The organism is Amycolatopsis cihanbeyliensis, from assembly GCF_006715045.1.
GTDB classification, from domain to species: domain Bacteria; phylum Actinomycetota; class Actinomycetes; order Mycobacteriales; family Pseudonocardiaceae; genus Amycolatopsis; species Amycolatopsis cihanbeyliensis.
In genome coordinates this window covers 568,414-583,356 of record NZ_VFML01000001.1, presented here as the reverse complement: position 1 = coordinate 583,356, position 14,943 = coordinate 568,414, and the positions used below count along the sequence as shown (strand labels likewise).

General features: G+C 71.7%; 20 protein-coding genes. 14 read left to right on the top strand and 6 right to left on the bottom strand.

The genetic code is table 11. The features are described from left to right. Positions 1-82 precede the first annotated feature (82 nt). Positions 83-853, bottom strand: coding sequence for an IclR family transcriptional regulator (locus FB471_RS02405; protein WP_141995722.1), 771 nt, complete (start codon positions 851-853; stop codon positions 83-85). A gap of 60 nt (positions 854-913) precedes the next feature. Here FB471_RS02405 and FB471_RS02400 point away from each other — a divergent pair, with 60 nt between their 5' ends. Together FB471_RS02400 and dmpG are read left to right on the top strand one after the other, a co-directional pair. Beyond that, the gene (locus tag FB471_RS02400; RefSeq protein WP_141995721.1) at positions 914-1,831 is read left to right on the top strand and encodes an acetaldehyde dehydrogenase (acetylating); all 918 of its coding nucleotides are present in this window, start codon (positions 914-916) and stop codon (positions 1,829-1,831) included. 64 nt (positions 1,832-1,895) lie between these two features. Further along, entirely contained in the window at positions 1,896-2,918 is a 1,023-nt protein-coding gene (gene dmpG / locus FB471_RS02395) for a 4-hydroxy-2-oxovalerate aldolase (protein ID WP_141995720.1), read from the top strand. On the opposite strand, the gene FB471_RS02390 is transcribed toward dmpG, so the two are convergent. Beyond that, the gene (locus FB471_RS02390; RefSeq protein ID WP_141995719.1) at positions 2,915-3,526 is read right to left on the bottom strand and encodes a TetR/AcrR family transcriptional regulator; all 612 of its coding nucleotides are present in this window, start codon (positions 3,524-3,526) and stop codon (positions 2,915-2,917) included. The two genes, dmpG and FB471_RS02390, sit on opposite strands and share 4 nt — an antisense overlap. Before the next feature lie 93 nt (positions 3,527-3,619). On the opposite strand from FB471_RS02390, the gene FB471_RS02385 reads away from it, so the two are divergent. The 4 genes from FB471_RS02385 (at position 3,620) to FB471_RS02370 (ending at position 7,434) form a co-directional block, all read left to right on the top strand. Further along, positions 3,620-4,582 (top strand): oxygenase MpaB family protein, encoded by a 963-nt coding sequence (locus FB471_RS02385; RefSeq protein WP_141995718.1) that lies wholly within the window; start codon positions 3,620-3,622, stop codon positions 4,580-4,582. A 9-nt stretch (positions 4,583-4,591) separates the two neighbouring features. Further along, positions 4,592-5,617, top strand: a complete 1,026-nt coding sequence (locus FB471_RS02380) for an LLM class F420-dependent oxidoreductase (protein ID WP_141995717.1) — start codon at positions 4,592-4,594, stop codon at positions 5,615-5,617. 163 nt (positions 5,618-5,780) lie between these two features. Next, positions 5,781-7,097 carry an MFS transporter gene (locus FB471_RS02375; protein ID WP_211357927.1) on the top strand — a complete coding sequence of 439 codons (1,317 nt, stop codon included), beginning with the start codon at positions 5,781-5,783 and terminating at the stop codon, positions 7,095-7,097. A gap of 40 nt (positions 7,098-7,137) precedes the next feature. After that, entirely contained in the window at positions 7,138-7,434 is a 297-nt protein-coding gene (locus tag FB471_RS02370; RefSeq protein WP_141995715.1) for a hypothetical protein, read from the top strand. Between the two features lie 29 nt (positions 7,435-7,463). Here FB471_RS02370 and rpmF read toward each other — a convergent pair whose 3' ends face one another. From rpmF to mrf, 3 genes are read right to left on the bottom strand one after another with little or no spacing between them, the layout of a single operon-like run. Next, positions 7,464-7,628 carry a 50S ribosomal protein L32 gene (gene rpmF, locus FB471_RS02365; RefSeq protein ID WP_141995714.1) on the bottom strand — a complete coding sequence of 55 codons (165 nt, stop codon included), beginning with the start codon at positions 7,626-7,628 and terminating at the stop codon, positions 7,464-7,466. Next, entirely contained in the window at positions 7,628-7,891 is a 264-nt protein-coding gene (locus FB471_RS02360) for a type B 50S ribosomal protein L31 (RefSeq protein WP_141995713.1), read from the bottom strand. Before FB471_RS02360 ends, rpmF begins: the two co-directional genes overlap by 1 nt. Then, positions 7,888-9,141, bottom strand: coding sequence for a ribosome hibernation factor-recruiting GTPase MRF (mrf, locus tag FB471_RS02355; protein ID WP_141995712.1), 1,254 nt, complete (start codon positions 9,139-9,141; stop codon positions 7,888-7,890). Before mrf ends, FB471_RS02360 begins: the two co-directional genes overlap by 4 nt. A gap of 98 nt (positions 9,142-9,239) precedes the next feature. On the opposite strand from mrf, the gene rpmB reads away from it, so the two are divergent. The 6 genes from rpmB to cobA are packed head-to-tail and all read left to right on the top strand — an operon-like array spanning position 9,240 to position 11,899. Beyond that, positions 9,240-9,476, top strand: coding sequence for a 50S ribosomal protein L28 (rpmB, locus tag FB471_RS02350; RefSeq protein ID WP_141995711.1), 237 nt, complete (start codon positions 9,240-9,242; stop codon positions 9,474-9,476). Next, the gene (gene rpmG / locus FB471_RS02345; RefSeq protein ID WP_141995710.1) at positions 9,476-9,640 is read left to right on the top strand and encodes a 50S ribosomal protein L33; all 165 of its coding nucleotides are present in this window, start codon (positions 9,476-9,478) and stop codon (positions 9,638-9,640) included. Before rpmB ends, rpmG begins: the two co-directional genes overlap by 1 nt. Further along, positions 9,640-9,945, top strand: coding sequence for a 30S ribosomal protein S14 (rpsN, locus tag FB471_RS02340; protein WP_141995709.1), 306 nt, complete (start codon positions 9,640-9,642; stop codon positions 9,943-9,945). Before rpmG ends, rpsN begins: the two co-directional genes overlap by 1 nt. 10 nt (positions 9,946-9,955) lie before the next feature. Further along, entirely contained in the window at positions 9,956-10,189 is a 234-nt protein-coding gene (rpsR, locus tag FB471_RS02335) for a 30S ribosomal protein S18 (RefSeq protein WP_141995708.1), read from the top strand. A 25-nt stretch (positions 10,190-10,214) separates the two neighbouring features. Further along, a complete protein-coding gene (locus tag FB471_RS02330) occupies positions 10,215-10,619 on the top strand; it encodes an ankyrin repeat domain-containing protein (protein ID WP_141995707.1) in 405 nt (134 codons plus the stop codon). Between the two features lie 38 nt (positions 10,620-10,657). Then, positions 10,658-11,899 (top strand): uroporphyrinogen-III C-methyltransferase, encoded by a 1,242-nt coding sequence (gene cobA / locus FB471_RS02325; protein WP_141995706.1) that lies wholly within the window; start codon positions 10,658-10,660, stop codon positions 11,897-11,899. Here cobA and FB471_RS02320 read toward each other — a convergent pair. After that, positions 11,880-12,782, bottom strand: coding sequence for an alpha/beta fold hydrolase (locus FB471_RS02320; protein WP_141995705.1), 903 nt, complete (start codon positions 12,780-12,782; stop codon positions 11,880-11,882). The two genes, cobA and FB471_RS02320, sit on opposite strands and share 20 nt — an antisense overlap. A 147-nt stretch (positions 12,783-12,929) precedes the next feature. Between FB471_RS02320 and FB471_RS02315 the strand changes: the two genes are divergently transcribed. Further along, entirely contained in the window at positions 12,930-13,781 is an 852-nt protein-coding gene (locus tag FB471_RS02315; protein WP_141995704.1) for a crotonase/enoyl-CoA hydratase family protein, read from the top strand. Positions 13,782-14,273: 492 nt separating this feature from the next. Beyond that, a complete protein-coding gene (clsA, locus tag FB471_RS02305; RefSeq protein ID WP_141995703.1) occupies positions 14,274-14,897 on the top strand; it encodes a cardiolipin synthase ClsA in 624 nt (207 codons plus the stop codon). Positions 14,898-14,943: the final 46 nt, after the last annotated feature.

The following is a 14,943-nucleotide window of genomic DNA, read 5'->3' as shown; positions in this document are numbered from 1 at the left end:
GGTATGTTGTTCGATCCTTGCCGCGGGCAGCCGCGCCGGCTCGCCGGCGCCCTCGACCCCGAGGGTCCATCGTTGTGCCTGGCTAGCTCAGCGTGCGGGACAGGGCCAGCGCGGCGGTCCGGACGGCGGGCGCGATGCGCTCGGTGCGCATCCGGTTGGTCCAGCCGGAGATGGAGATCGCGGCCAGCGCCGCACCGGCCCCGTCCAGGATCGGGCTCGCCGCGCAGATCACCCCGGTGCCGGATTCCTCCCGCTCGTAGGCGATCCCCTCCGCACGTGCCTTGCCGAGCTGCCTGCGCAGCAGTCCCGGCGCGGTGATCGTGCGCACGCTCACCCTCGGCAGCCCGGCGCGCACGACGGTGTCCACAAGGGACTCCGGGGAGTGCGCGAGGATCGCCTTGCCCACCGCGGTGGCGTGCGCGGGAAACCGTCCGCCGATGCGCGAGGGCAGCCGCGGTGCGTCCGGGCCGCGCAGGATGTCCAGGTAGACCACCTCGGTGCCCTCCAGTACCGCGAGATGCACCGTGTTGCGGGTGGCCTCCCGCAGATCGGCGAGGTAGGGCCGGGCCGCGTCCACGATTCCCCGCTGCCGGGTGGCCAGCTGGCCGATCTCGAACAGCTTGAGCCCGAGCCGCAGCCCACCCCGCTCGGCCGGCTCCAGCAGCCCGTGGGCACGCAGGTGCCCGGTCAGCCGGTGCACGCTCGACTTCGGCAGCGCCGTGCGTCGCGCGAGCTCGGACACGCCGAGCGCCTCGTCGCCCGGCCGGAACGCGGTCAGCAGCCGGGCCAGCCGGTCGGCGGTCGCGCCGTCGCTTCCGTCCACCCGGTCACCGTCCCGCTCAGCGGCACACATGCGTTGAGTATGCCGCACCGCGGGGAGGACCGTGAGCCGTGGGAGGCGAAGGGAGCGCTGATGAGTGAGCGTGGGGTGGTCGCGGCGATCGTCGGGCCCGGCCACATCGGCACCGACCTGCTGGCCAAGCTGCGCCGCAGCGAGCGGATCGACCTGCGGTACATGGTGGGCGTGGAGCCGGAGTCCGCAGGGCTCGCCAGGGCGGCCGAGCTCGGCCTGCGGACCTCGGCCGAGGGTGTGGACTGGCTGCTGGCCCAGGACGAGCGCCCCGAGCTGGTCTTCGAGGCGACCTCGGCCGGCGCGCACCGGGTCAACGCGCCGCGCTACGCGGCCGCCGGGACGCAGGCGGTGGACCTCACCCCGGCCGCGGTCGGGCCGTTCACCTGTCCGGTGGTGAACCTGCCGGACCAGCTGGACGCCCCGAACCTCAACCTGATCACCTGCGGCGGGCAGGCCACCATCCCGATCGTGCGCGCGGTCAGCAGGGTGACCGAGGTGCCCTACGCGGAGATCGTGGCCTCGGTGGCCTCCCGCTCGGCCGGCCCCGGCACCAGGGCCAACATCGACGAGTTCACCGAGACCACGGCGCGCGGCATCGAGGAGGTCGGCGGTGCGGCCACCGGCAAGGCGATCATCATCATCAACCCGGTCGAACCGCCGATGATCATGCGGGACACGGTGTTCTGCGCGATCGACCCCGGCGCCGACCGGGAGGCGGTCCGCGAGTCGATCGAGCGGATGGTGCGGGAGGTGCAGGTCTACGTTCCCGGGTACGCGCTGCGGGCGCAGCCGCAGTTCGACGAGCCACGCCCGGACTGGGGCGGCCGCGCCAGGGTAGCGGTGTTCCTCGAGGTGGCGGGCAACGGCGACCACCTGCCCACGTACGCGGGCAACCTGGACATCATGACGGCGGCCGCGGCCAGGGTGGGCGAGCTGCTCGCCGAGCGGATCCTGGAACGGAGGGTGGTTCGAGCATGACACCACCGGGTCAAGCCGTGGCACCCGAGGCGATTACGGCGCGCGAAGCCGCGAAGGAGTGGGCATGAGTGAGCGGGACGTGCGACTGGTCGACACCACGCTGCGCGACGGCAGCCACGCCATGGCGCACCAGTTCACCGAGCAGCAGGTGCGGGACACCGTGCGCGCGCTGGACGACGCCGGCATCTCGCTGATCGAGGTGACCCACGGCGACGGGCTCGGCGGCTCGACGTTCAACTACGGGTTCTCGCTGGTCGACGAGCGGAAGCTGATCGCGGCCGCGGTGGCCGAGGCACGCCGGGCCGCCATCGCCGTACTCCTGCTGCCGGGCCTCGGCACGGTCACCGACCTCAAGGCCGCGGCCGAGCTCGGCGCCTCCGCCGTGCGGATCGCCACCCACTGCACCGAGGCGGACGTGTCCGTGCAGCACTTCACCGAGGCCCGCGCGCTCGGCTTGGAGACGGTCGGCTTCCTGATGCTGGCGCATCTTTCCGAGCCGGAGGCGCTGGCCAAGCAGGCTCGGATCATGGTGGACGCCGGGTGCCAGTGCGTGTATGTGGTCGACTCGGCGGGGGCGCTGATCCTGGAGGAAGCCGCCGACCGGGTGTCCGCGCTGGTCGCCGAGCTGGGCGAGCAGGCCCAGGTCGGCTACCACGGCCACCAGAACCTGAGCTTCGGCGTGGCCAATTCGGTACTGGCCTACCGGGCGGGCGCGCGGCAGGTCGACGGATCCCTGGCCGCCCTCGGCGCCGGCGCGGGCAACTCGCCGACCGAGGTGCTGGCCGCGACCTTCGAGCGGCTCGGCATCCGGACCGGGGTGGACAAGGACGTGCTGATGGAGGCCGCGGAGAATGTGGTGAAGCCGTTCATCACCCGGCTGCCGGTCATGGACCGCTCCTCGATCGTGCAGGGTTTCGCCGGGGTGTACTCCAGCTTCCTGCTGCACGCCGAGCGGGCCGCGCAGCGTTACGGCGTGCCTGCCCACGAGATCCTCTACCGGGTCGGCGAGCACAAGTACATCGGTGGCCAGGAGGACATGATTATCGACATCGCGGTGCGGATGGCCGCCGAGCGGGACCGGGTCTAGGTGTGCAGGGCGTCCGCGCGGCTGAGCAGGCGTACACAATGCGCCACCAGCCGCTCCCGGGAAGCATCCAGGCTGCCGTCCAGGTGCGCGATGAACAGGTTGGCCAGCGCGCCGACCAGGCCGATCGCGGTCATCTCCCGGTCGAGCTCGTCGGCCTTGCCCGGGAGTTGCTCGCGGATCAGCGCGGCGAAGGTGGGCAGCAGCTCGACCCCGCGCCTGCTGAGTGTGGGATCGGTGATCGGGGCCAGCAGCAGCACCCTGCCCTTGCGCGGGTCGTCCAGCATCAGCTCCACGAACGCGGTCACCGCGGCCTCGGCCCGCTCGGTCGCCGACCGCGGGGCGTCGCTGACCGAGCCGACCAGCACCTGGTGCGCCTCGGTGGCGACCCGCTCGTACACCCCGAGCACGAGCTCCTCGCGGTCGGCGAAGCTCTCGTAGAAGTACCGCTCGGTGAGCTTGGCCCTGCGGCACACGGCGCGGACACTCACCGCCGGGCTGCCGCCGGTGCCGAGCAGCTCCAGCCCGGCCTCCAGCAGTTGCTCCCGCCGCGCGGCCCTGCGGTCGCTCAGTGTCGTCCCACCCCAGGTGCGAGCCGCCGTCTCGGCCATCGCGTTGACTCTCCAATATTGACTACGCCTGTTGTCAATCCTAGCCTGACAACAGGCGTGGTCAGTCTGTTGTCGTGGCAAGGAGAGTCCAGCATGACAGAGCTGGAGGACCGGAAGGCGGAGTCGGCGCGCGGGGCGGCACCGCCGCGACCGCTCGGGCCGGACTCGCTGACCTGGAAGTATTTCGGCGACTGGCGCGGGCTGCTGATCGCGCTGTGGGCCGGGTCGATGCAGAACATGCATCCGGGGCTGGGTGCCGGGGTGGAGCAGCACTCGCGGTTCTTCGCCGAACGCTGGCAGCGGCTGTTCCGGTCGCTGTACCCGATCGGTGGGGTGGTGTACGACGGGCCCCGCGCGCACCGGACCGCGCTGGAGGTCCGCGGCTACCACGACACCATCAAGGGCGTGGACAAGTGGGGACGCCGCTATCACGCACTCGACCCGGACACCTACTACTGGGCGCACTCCACCTTCTTCATGGGAACCGTGCTGACCGCGGAGCGCTTCGCCGGCGGGCTGACCGAGGAGCAGAAGCGGCGACTGTTCGACGAGCACGTGCAGTGGTACCGGATGTACGGCATGAGCATGCGCCCGGTGCCCGAGTCCTGGGAGGCGTTCCGCGACTACTGGGAGCACATGTGCGCCGAGGTGCTCGAGGACAGCAAGGCGACAAGGGACGTGCTGGAGATCGAGCGGCTGCCCAAGCCGGGCGGGCTGCGATGGCTGCCCGAGTTCGCCTGGAGGCCGGTGCGGGTGCCGGTGGCCCGCGGGTTCGTCTGGCTCACCGTGGGCCTGTTCCCGCCCGCGGTACGCGCCCGGCTCGGCTACTCCTGGTCGCGGCGGGACGAGCGGCTGCACCGGCTGCTCGGCAGGGCGATCAACGCGGCGTTCACCCTGGTGCCGTTCGAGCGCCGGTACCACCCGCGGGCCCGTGCGGGCTGGCGCAGGGCGAGGGGCAAGGACCCGGTGGACGCGCCGCTGGTGCACACGCCCCGGCGGAACCTGCCGCCGCGGGCGGAACGGGATTCGCCCACGCACTACTCACCACAGGTCTAGGAGGCGCGCGTGAAACTCGGCTACCACCTCGGGTACTGGTCCTCGGGTCCACCGGCGGGCGCGCTGGACGCGATCGTGCAGGCGGAGCGGCTCGGGTTCGACTCGGTGTGGACGGCCGAGGGCTACGGCTCGGACGCCTTCACCCCGCTGGCCTGGTGGGGCGCGTCCACCTCGCGGATCAGGCTGGGCACGAACATCGTGCAGATGGCGGCGCGCACGCCGACGGCGACGGCGATGAGCGCGATGACCCTGGACCACCTCACCGGCGGACGGTTCGTGCTCGGCCTCGGCGCCTCCGGACCGCAGGTGGTGGAGGGCTGGTACGGCCAGCCGTATCCGCGGCCGCTGGCCCGCACCAGGGAGTACGTGGAGATCGTGCGGCGGGTGGTGGCCCGCGAGCGGCCGGTGAGCTACGACGGTCGGTTCTTCCAACTGCCGCTGGCGGGCGGCACCGGGCTCGGCAAGCCGCTGAAGTCGACGGTGCACCCGCTGCGTACCCGCGTCCCGATCCACCTCGCCGCCGAGGGCCCGAAGAACGTGGCGCTGGCGGCGGAGATCTGCGACGGCTGGCTGCCGCTGTTCTTCTCCCCGAAGACCGACGGTTTCTACCGCGCGGCCCTGGCGGAGGGATTCGCCCGCAGGCCGGACGGTGAGCCGGCCGACTTCGAGGTGGCGGCCTCGGTACCGGTGATCGTGCACGAGGACGTGGAGCGGGCCGCGGATCTGATCCGACCCTCGCTGGCGCTGTACATCGGCGGGATGGGCGCCAAGGACGTGAACTTCCACCACGACGTGTTCGCACGGATGGGCTACGCCGATGTCGCGGACAAGGTGCAGGAGCTCTACCTCGACGGGCGGAAGGCCCAGGCGGCGGCCGCCATCCCGACCCGCCTGGTGGAGGACATCGCGCTGATCGGCCCCGCCGGCAAGATCCGCGCGGAACTGGCGGTGTGGGAGGAGACCGTGGTGACCACGATGCTGCTGCGCGGCGACGCCGCGACGCTGCGGTCGGTCGCGGAGGTACTGTGCCGGTAGACACCGATCCGACCTCCAGTAGGCCAACCCTCTCGTCTCGCAAGCAAAGCCGCTCCCGCCGAGCCGGCCTACTTCCGGTCTCCTCGGTATTCGCGGGCCGGTGAGCGCGCCCGGCCTCGACGATGGAACGATGCCGGCCAGAGGGCAGCGGAGTCGAGGAGGAGTGGCCGTGCTCAGTACCCGTCACCGGCTCAGCTTCTCGTTCGGATCCTTCGTCACCGCGCCGTTCGCGACCGTGCCCGGCCTGCTGCTGTTGCCCTACCTCACCGACACCATGGCCGTGCCCGCCGCCGCGGCCGGGGCGATCGTCCTGGTGCCGAAGGCTTGGGACGTGCTGTTCAACCCGATCGCCGGGCGCATCTCCGACCGCGCGTTGCGCAGGCAGGGCAGTCGGAGGCCGGTGCTGTTGCTCGGCGGGTGCGGGGTAGCGCTGCTGTTCATGGGGTTGTTCGCGCATCCCGGGCTGGGCTCGGTGGCCGCGGACGCCGGCTACGTGGTGGTGGTGTTCTTCGTGGCCGCCACGGCGTACGCGTTCTTCCAGGTGCCGTACAACGCGCTTCCTGCCGAGATCACCGACGCCTACGACGAGCGGACCCGGATGAGCGCCTGGCGCATCGCCATGCTGGCGCTGGCCATCCTGGTTTCCGGCGCCGGGGCGCCGGCCATCGCGAACGGGATCGGCGGGGTGGCCGGGTACCGGCTGATGAGCGTGGCGGTGGCCGCGCTGATGCTCACCGGGGCCCTGGTCGTCTACTTCGGCCTGCGGGACGCCCCGGTGGGCACCCGGCGGGACCTCACCCCGCGGATCCGGGAGCTCGCCGCGACCATGCGCGGCTGGCGGCCGTTCCAGTGGCTGCTCGCGGTGTACGTGGTGCAGTCCGTCGGCGTGGGCACGCTGCTGGCCGGGGTGGTGTACGCCGCGCGGCACGTGCTGGGCGACCCCGGCCTGCAGACGTTCCTGTTCGCCGGCTTCGTCGGGCCGGCGATGCTGGTGATGCCGCTGTGGAGCAGGCTGGGCAGGAGGGGCGGCAAGCTGGTCGGTTTCCGCGTCGCCAGCGGCCTGTTCGGGGGCGCGCTGCTGGTGCTGAGCGCGTCCACGATCCTGCCGACTCCCGTGGTGTTCGGATTCGTGGCGCTGGCCGGGGTGGGCTACGCCGGGGTGCAGGTGTTCCCCCTTGCCATCCTCCCGGATCTGATCGCGGTGGAGGAGCGGCGCACCGGCGCCACCCGTGCCGGCGTCGCCGCCGGGCTGTGGACCGCCGCCGAAACCCTCGGCCTCGCGCTCGGCCCCGGCCTGTTCGGTCTCGTGCTGGCGGTCGGCGGGTACGTGTCCACAATGGAACAAGCGACCGTGGCGCAACCGGAAAGCGCCATCACCGCGATCGTCCTCGGTTTCTCCAGCATCCCCGGCGTGCTGATCCTGCTCGGCATCCCCCTGCTGCGCCGCTCCGTCCTCCCTGCCCCTGGCACGCTCGGGTGAACGGCACTGCCGGGGCCGGGCCGCGGTGTTAGTGTCGGTTATGGTTACGGCACACCGGGAACACACCGCACACGACCATCGGCATGGCGAGGGTTGCGGGCATGTCGCCGTGCCGCACGGCGACCATGTCGATTACGTCCACGACGGACACCTGCATCGCGTCCACAACGGTCACTACGACGAGTGCGAACCGGCCGAGCACGCGGTGCACGGCACCCACGAGCACACCCACGGCGAGGGCTGCGGCCACGTCGCGGTGCCGCACGGCGAGCATGTGGACTACATCCACGACGGGCATCGCCATGCGGCCCACGGCGACCACTACGACGAGCATTGACCCCCGGCCGGTGACGGTCGCGGGCGGGGTCAGCCGTCCCGTTCCAGGCGCTGGAAATGGCCGATCAGGGCGCGCGGCACCAGCTTCCGCTCACCCGCCACGGTGATCGGCACCAGGTCCGGTGCCGCGGCCTTCCACTGCGCGCGGCGCGACCGGGTGTTGCTGCGGGACTTCTTCCGCTTCGGCACCGCCATCAGCGAGCACCTCCCGCTTCCCGCCTGCCGTAGCGGCGGCGGAACTTCTCCACCTGCCCCGCGGTGTCCATGATCCGGCGCGTGCCGGTCCAGAACGGGTGTGACCAGGCACTGATATCGACGAGCACCAGCGGGTAGGTGTTGCCGTCGCTCCACTCGATCGTCCGGTCCGATGTGGTCGTCGACCGGGTGAGGAAGGCGTCCCCGGTCGCGGCGTCCTGGAACACCACGGGCCGGTACTCGGGATGGATTCCTGGTTTCACAGGGTGTCGTCCTTTCCGGTTTGTGCGCCCGCGTCGTGGCGTCCGGGCGCGAGTTCGTTGTCCGCGCAGGGCTCCTCGTGCCAGGAGCCGAACGGATCGGGGTAGCGCAGCCAGGCCTGCTCGCCCGCGGCCAGCTCCTCGTCGGTGAGCAAGGCGCCGTGCAGCGCGGCCTCGATCTCCTCCGGGATCGCCTGGTGCGCGACGATCACCAGTTCCTGCGCCCGGTCCCCGAAGGCCGGGTCCCAGCGCAGGGCCGCGAGCGTGCGGCGCTCAGGGGAGACCTCCAGCCACTCCGGACCCTCCGCCGCGGCGAGCCAGCCACCCGCGTGCCCGATGCCGAGGCCGCCGCCCGCGGACTCGATCCAGAACGCGACGTCCGGCTGGCTGGCGACCCAGGCACGCCCTCGGGTGCGCACCACGCCGTCCAGCAGCACGTCGATCGCCGCGTGCAGGCGTTGCGGGTGGAACGGCCGCCGGGCGGTGAAGGTGAAAAGACAGATCCCGCAGTCGGTGTGCAGGGGCGGCTGCCCGCGTAGCAGGGCGCCGTGCTGGTCGGTGAGCTCCCCGCGGCGCGCCTCGGCGGGGACGGCCGCGCGCAGCGTGCTCCCGTCCGCGCCGGCCAGTTCTACCCGGGGCGCGGTGGGCGCCACCCGGTCCAGGACCGCCGCGGTGCGGGCGGCGCTCCACCCGTCGGTGGCCACCCCGTCCAGTACCAGCACGTCGGCGAACTCGACCTGCGCCAGTGCGACCTGGGCGAGGGTCCGCTCGTCCTCCGCGCTGGCCTGCAGGCCGCACTCGGCCAGGGTGTCCTCCCCGGTGGCCGCCTCGAACCAGCTCGCGTGGTCGAGTGCCGAGTACACGGCCTCGATCCGCAGGTCCGCCAGCACCGGCCGGTCGCCGACCAGCACGTGATGCAGCGCCCAGCTCACCGGTTCCGGCTCCATCGCCGGGTCGAGCCGGACCAGGATGCGCCGAACCTCGGGCATCCGGCCCAGCCTGCGCAGCAACGGCAGCAGGTCCTCGCGCAGGGTGCAGGAAACGCACCCGTGCGCCAGCTCGAGCGCGGTGAGCTGGTCGCGGTGGCCGAGCTGCAGACGCCGGCGCACCACACCGGAGCCAATATGGCGCAGGTCGTGGTGCACCACGGCGGTGCCAGGATCCCCGGCCCGCAGGGTGTCGGTGAGCCGGGTGTTCGCGGTGGGGGACAGGCCGCCGATGAGGGTCAGCGGCACGCGGTCGTGCTGGGTCACTGCTGCTCCAGACCAACCCCGGGTGGGGCGTCGTTCAACGTCAGGTACGCGATGTAGACTAAATGAAAATGAGTATCAATACCAATTGAGGAGGGTGCATGTCAGCCGTGTGCCAGGTCACCGGTCGCGCGCCGGGATATGGCAAGCAGGTCTCGCACTCCCACCGGCGAAGCTCCCGCCGGTGGGAGCCCAATGTGCAGACCCGCCGGTACTGGGTGCCGAGCCTGCGGCGCCGGGTGCGGCTGCGGGTCTCGGTCAAGGGGATGAAGACGATCGACCGGCGGGGCATCGACGCGGTCGTGGCCGAACTGCTGGCGAAGGGGGTCCGGCTCTGATGGCCCGCGAGGACGTCCGTCCGGTGATCAAGCTGCGGTCCACCGCCGGCACCGGCTACACCTACGTGACCAGGAAGAACCGGCGTAACGACCCGGAGCGCATGGTGCTGCGCAAGTACGACCCGGTGGTCAGGGCCCACGTGGAGTTCAGGGAGGAGCGCTGATGGCGAAGAAGTCCAAGATCGCCAAGAACGAGCGGCGCCGGCAGGTCGTCGCCAGGTACGCTGCACGCAGGGCCGAGTTGAAGGCGACCATCCGCTCGCCGCGGTCCACCGCCGAGGAACGCGCGGCGGCGGCGTCGGCCCTGCAGGCCCTGCCGCGGGACGCCAGCCCCACCCGGATCCGGAACCGCGACGTCGCCGACGGCAGGCCGCGCGGCTACGTCCGGAAGTTCGGCCTGTCCAGGGTGCGGCTGCGGGAGATGGCGCACCGCGGGGAACTGCCCGGCGTCAGCAAGTCGAGTTGGTGAGGTGGCTCGGATGACGAACCCACGGCACGGTAAGCGCAGGCGGAACCCGCTGGCCGCCGAGCGGCTGAGCGGCGTGCACTGGACGGATGTGGACCTGCTGCGCAGGTTCATCTCCGACCGCGGCAAGATCCGCTCCCGCCGGGTGACCGGGTTGACCCCGCAGCAGCAGAAACAGGTGGCGGTGGCGATCAAGAACGCCAGGGAGATGGCCCTGCTGCCCTACCCTCACGGGCGGCGCGGCTGACACCGGGGTGTGCCAGGGTGGGGACATGACCGACGAGATGCCGGAACCCGAGCCCGACCCGGAGCTGCTCGCGCTCTGGGCGAAGGTGTTCGGCTTCGCTCGCCGGGGCGAGACCGACCGCCTCGTCGCCTACGTGGAGGCTGGCATCCCGGCGAACCTCACCAACGACAAGGGCGACACCTTGGTGATGCTCGCCGCATATTACGGGCACGCGGACGCGGTGACCGCCCTGCTCGAGCGGGGCGCCGACCCGAACCGGCTGAACGACCGGGGCCAGAGCCCGCTCGCCGGCGCGGTGTTCAAGGCCGAGCCCGAGGTGGTGAAAGCGCTGCTCGGCGGGGGAGCGGATCCCTCGGCCGGGCAGCCGTCGGCGATCGAGACCGCCCGGATGTTCGACAACAAGGAGATGCTCGAGCTGCTGGAGCCCTGACAGCGCCGCGCCGAGGCGCACGGGGCATGCTTGGCGGCATGGCGGAAGAGCACCATTACCTCGTTGGCCTGGACCTGACCGGCCGCAGGGTCGTCGTCATCGGTGGCGGCACCGTGGCCCAGCGACGCCTACCGCGCCTGGTGCGCGCGGGGGCGGCGGTCGAGTTGATCTCACCCAGCACCACCCCCGCGGTGGGCGCGATGGCCGACGCGGGCGAGTTCGTCTGGCACCGGAGGCGGTACGCCGAGGGCGATCTCGACGGCGCCTGGTACGCCCTGGCCTGCACCGATGATCCCGCGGTGAACGCGGCGGTGTGCGCCGAGGCCGAACGCGCCAGGGTGTTCTGCGTGCGTGCCGACGCCGGGATCGAGGGCAGCGCGGTGACCCCGGCGTCGGGGGAGCACGAGGGCCTGCTGGTCGGCGTGCTGTCCGGGGGAGCCTTCCGGCGGTCCGCGGCCGTCCGGGACGGTCTGCTGGACGCCCTGCGGTCTGGCGCCGTGCCGGACTCCGTACCGCAGGGTGCCGAGCAGGGCCATGCCCTCGGGCACCCGGCCGGGGTGGCGCTGGTCGGTGGCGGTCCCGGGGACCCGGAGCTGATCACCGTGCGCGGCAGGCGGCTGCTTGCCAGGGCCGATGTGGTCGTGGCCGACCGGCTCGCACCCCGCGAGCTGCTGGACGAGCTGCCCCCGCAGGTGGAGGTGGTGGACGCGGCGAAGATCCCGTACGGCCGGGCGGCCAGCCAGGACGTGATCAACCACACCCTGATCGAGCACGCCAGGGCCGGCAGGTTCGTGGTGCGGCTCAAGGGCGGCGATCCCTACGTCTTCGGTCGCGGTTTCGAGGAGCTGCTCGCCTGCGTGCAGGCCGGGGTGCCGGTGACCGTGGTGCCGGGGATCACCAGCCCGTTCGCCGTGCCCGCGGTGGCCGGCGTCCCGGTGACCCACCGGGGTGTCGCCCACGAGGTGGTCGTGGTGTCGGGTCACCTTCCCCCGGGGCACGAGGACTCCCTCGTCGACTGGGAGGCGCTCGGACGGCTGCGTGGCACGCTGGTGCTGATGATGGGGGTACAGCGGCTCGCCGAGTTCGCCGATGCCCTGCTGGACGCGGGCAGGCCCGCGGACACCCCGGTCGCGGTGATCCAGGACGGCACGATGCGCAACCAGCGCGTGCTGCGCTCCACCCTGAAGGCGATCGCGGCCGACGCCGCCGATGCGGGCATCACACCGCCCGCCATCACCGTCATCGGACCCGTGGTGTCACTTACTCCCGACACTCCGTGACCGGGTAGCGGCGGTGCAGGAAGGCGGTGATGGCGGTGGTGAGGCGGGCCGGGTCGAAACGCAGCTCCACCGGGCTGCGGGCCCGCACGAACTCCGCGTTCGGCAGGTCGGCGGCGAGGGTGTCGGCGTCCCCGAAGGGATGGATCGGGTCGCCCTGGTGACCGAGCACGAGCGCGGGTGTCTCGATCCGGCGCCGCAGGGACTTCGGCGGAGCGATCCGGCTGAACAGCACACCGTGCAGCAACGCGGCGAGCGCGGCCGGTTGCTGGTCCAGGGTGTCGGTGAGCACATCGACCCACTGGTGGCCGTGCGGGATCCGGTGCGCCACCGCGGCCACCCCCCGCACGGTGACCGGCAGGAACCGGGCGGCGAACAGCAGCGGGGGGAAGGCCAGCAACCCGGCGAACACCGCGTTGTCCAGTACCGGCATCTCGACGATCATCCCGTGCAGCCGGTCCGGGTCGGCCACCGCGGCCTCCAGCGCGACGTTGGCACCCAGCGAGGTGCCGCCCACCACCGCGCGGTCCACGCCGAGATGGTCGAGCAGGGCCAGCGCCTGCTCGGCGAAGGCCGGGAGCGAGTATCGCCAGGACTCGGCGGGCCGGTCCGAGTCGCCGTGCCCGAGCAGGTCGAGCGTGAGCACGCGGTAGCCCGAACCGGCCAGCTTCCGCGCCAGCGGGGCGTGCATCCGTCGGGTGAACATGATGCCGTGCGTCAGCAGCACGACCCTGTCCCCCGAGCCGTACTCGGTGTAGGCCAGCCGATGCTCGCCCCAGTGGAACGCCCCGGCGAGCTCGAGCGGGCGGGCTGCGCGCGGGCTGGGCACCGGTGCCGCGGTGTCCCGCCCGCCCACGTCCTCCGGTGCGGTGGCGCTGTCCTGCATACCGGCCGTCCTTCCTGGTCGGATCCCCTGGCGTCGGCCGGAAAAATCATCTCCCACCCAGGGGTGGCACGCGATCATCCGGCGGCCAAGGACACATCGTGCCGGGTCGCTGGCAGTGTGCCAACGAGATGAGTCAGGATTGAGCCCATGACTGATACCGCCGACAGCCTCGACAGCCTCGACAACCTGGTCTCCCTGCGGGTCACCCGCAGCGGTCACGTCGCCGAGGTGACCTTGCTCGGCCCGGGCAAGGGCAACGCCATGGGTCCGGACTTCTGGCGCGAGCTGCCCGTGGTCTTCCGTACGCTGGACGCCGACCCGCAGGTCAGGGCGATCGTGCTGGCCGGAAGCGGGAAGCATTTCTCCTACGGGCTCGACCTGCCCGCGATGATGCCGGGCTGGGCCGAGTATCTGACCGGGGAGGCGCTGGCCGCCCCGCGGACCGCCTTCCTCGACGAGATCCGCACGTTGCAGGAGTCGGTGAGCTCGGTCGCCGCGGTGCGCAAGCCGGTGATCGCGGCGGTGTCCGGCTGGTGCATCGGCGGCGGGGTGGACGTCATCAGCGCCGCGGACATCCGGCTGGCCAGCGCGGACGCCGCGTTCAGCGTGCGCGAGGTCAAGGTGGCGATCGTCGCGGACCTCGGCAGCCTGCAGCGGCTCGGCGCGATCATCGGTGAAGGGCACCTGCGGGAGCTGGCCTTCACCGGAAAGGACATCGACGCGGCGCGCGCCGAGCGGATCGGCCTGGTGAACGAGGTCCACCCGGACCGGGAAGCGTTGCTCACGGCGGCACGCGAACTGGCCGAGGAGATCGCGGCCAACCCGCCACTGGTGGTGCGGGGGGTCAAGGACGTGCTCTCGGTCAATACCGAGCAGCAGGTCACGGCCGGGTTGCGTTACGTGTCCACCTGGAACGCGGCCTTCCTGCCGAGCAAGGACCTCGCCGAGGCGGTGCAGGCATTCATGGAGCGGCGGGAGCCGAACTACCAGGGCGAATAGCCCGACTCGTCGACCGGTTCCGGTCACTCTCGGTAGTAACAAGGTGACGTATGTCTGTCCATTGTAGACTTTTACTCTCGGTGTCGTCCCTTCGGGTCAGCGACCCTCCGGGTGAACGTTCGCCCTGGGGGTTAACGGAACGGGGCTGAATGCCGACAGTCACGGTGGATGCTCCCGACGACGCGCATTCGGCCGCCGGGGCGTCCAGCCAGCCCCGAGATCGAACACTGAGAGTGTTGGACATGTACGGCGACGCGGAAAGCGATACCGATACCCCGGCAGCATCGAGCCCGGCCGGGGCTCCCCCGAGCACCCCCTGCACGGTGGTGTGGAGCCAGGGTCGGGCTTACGTCCTGGAAGGCTCCTCCGGCAGACCGCGCTGGATGGGCACCGACTCGCACGGTCGCCCGCAGGCACTGACCGGTGAGGACCTGCGACGGCGCGGTTGGAGCTACCACCGAGCCAGCTGAGGGTGCGGGCTACGGTGAGCGGGTGAGTGACGCCCCCGAGCCCGCCGGTGCGCCCGAGTCGCCCTCGCTCGCCCGGCAGGCGCTGACCGTCCCGAACCTGCTCTCGATCCTGCGCCTGGCCCTCGTGCCGGTGTTCCTCTGGCTGCTGCTGGGTCCGGAGGAGGACGGCTGGGCGGTGGCGATCCTGGTGTTCGCGGGGGTCAGCGACTGGTTGGACGGCAAGCTCGCCCGCTGGTTGAACCAGATGAGCAGGCTCGGGCAGTTGCTCGACCCCGCGGCGGACCGGCTCTACATCGCCGCCACCTTGCTGGCCTTCCTGGTGCGCGAGATCGTTCCCTGGTGGGTGGTGGCCGCGCTGATCGGCCGCGAGCTGGTGGTCGGCGTCTGCTTGCTGGTGCTGCGGCGCAACGACTACGGCCCGCCCGAGGTCACGTACATCGGCAAGGCCGCGACCTTCAACCTGATGTACGCGTTCCCCCTGCTGCTGCTCACCCAGGGCGGGTCGGCGGTGGCCGAGCTGGCCCGCCCGGTCGCCTATGCCTTCACCATCTGGGGCGGCGCGCTGTACCTCTGGTCGGGTGCGCTCTACGTACTCCAAACGGTGCGGGCGATCGCGCTACGCAGGGGTGCCGAAATCGTCGGGTAAGTGCCAAACCGCGCGGAAAGCGGTGGCTGCGGGCCCGAGTGGCCCG

Bases quoted from the DNA above. Each gene is read 5' to 3' on its own strand.
- rpsR (WP_141995708.1), top strand. From the start codon at position 9,956: ATGACGAACCCACGGCACGGTAAGCGCAGGCGGAACCCGCTGGCCGCC.
- dmpG (WP_141995720.1), top strand. From the start codon at position 1,896: ATGAGTGAGCGGGACGTGCGACTGGTCGACACCACGCTGCGCGACGGC.
- rpmB (WP_141995711.1), top strand. From the start codon at position 9,240: ATGTCAGCCGTGTGCCAGGTCACCGGTCGCGCGCCGGGATATGGCAAG.
- rpmG (WP_141995710.1), top strand. From the start codon at position 9,476: ATGGCCCGCGAGGACGTCCGTCCGGTGATCAAGCTGCGGTCCACCGCC.
- FB471_RS02400 (WP_141995721.1), top strand. From the start codon at position 914: ATGAGTGAGCGTGGGGTGGTCGCGGCGATCGTCGGGCCCGGCCACATC.
- cobA (WP_141995706.1), top strand. From the start codon at position 10,658: ATGGCGGAAGAGCACCATTACCTCGTTGGCCTGGACCTGACCGGCCGC.
- FB471_RS02390 (WP_141995719.1), bottom strand. From the start codon at position 3,526: ATGGCCGAGACGGCGGCTCGCACCTGGGGTGGGACGACACTGAGCGAC.
- FB471_RS02330 (WP_141995707.1), top strand. From the start codon at position 10,215: ATGACCGACGAGATGCCGGAACCCGAGCCCGACCCGGAGCTGCTCGCG.
- FB471_RS02320 (WP_141995705.1), bottom strand. From the start codon at position 12,782: ATGCAGGACAGCGCCACCGCACCGGAGGACGTGGGCGGGCGGGACACC.
- rpsN (WP_141995709.1), top strand. From the start codon at position 9,640: ATGGCGAAGAAGTCCAAGATCGCCAAGAACGAGCGGCGCCGGCAGGTC.
- FB471_RS02385 (WP_141995718.1), top strand. From the start codon at position 3,620: ATGACAGAGCTGGAGGACCGGAAGGCGGAGTCGGCGCGCGGGGCGGCA.
- FB471_RS02405 (WP_141995722.1), bottom strand. From the start codon at position 853: ATGTGTGCCGCTGAGCGGGACGGTGACCGGGTGGACGGAAGCGACGGC.
- FB471_RS02315 (WP_141995704.1), top strand. From the start codon at position 12,930: ATGACTGATACCGCCGACAGCCTCGACAGCCTCGACAACCTGGTCTCC.
- rpmF (WP_141995714.1), bottom strand. From the start codon at position 7,628: ATGGCGGTGCCGAAGCGGAAGAAGTCCCGCAGCAACACCCGGTCGCGC.
- FB471_RS02370 (WP_141995715.1), top strand. From the start codon at position 7,138: ATGGTTACGGCACACCGGGAACACACCGCACACGACCATCGGCATGGC.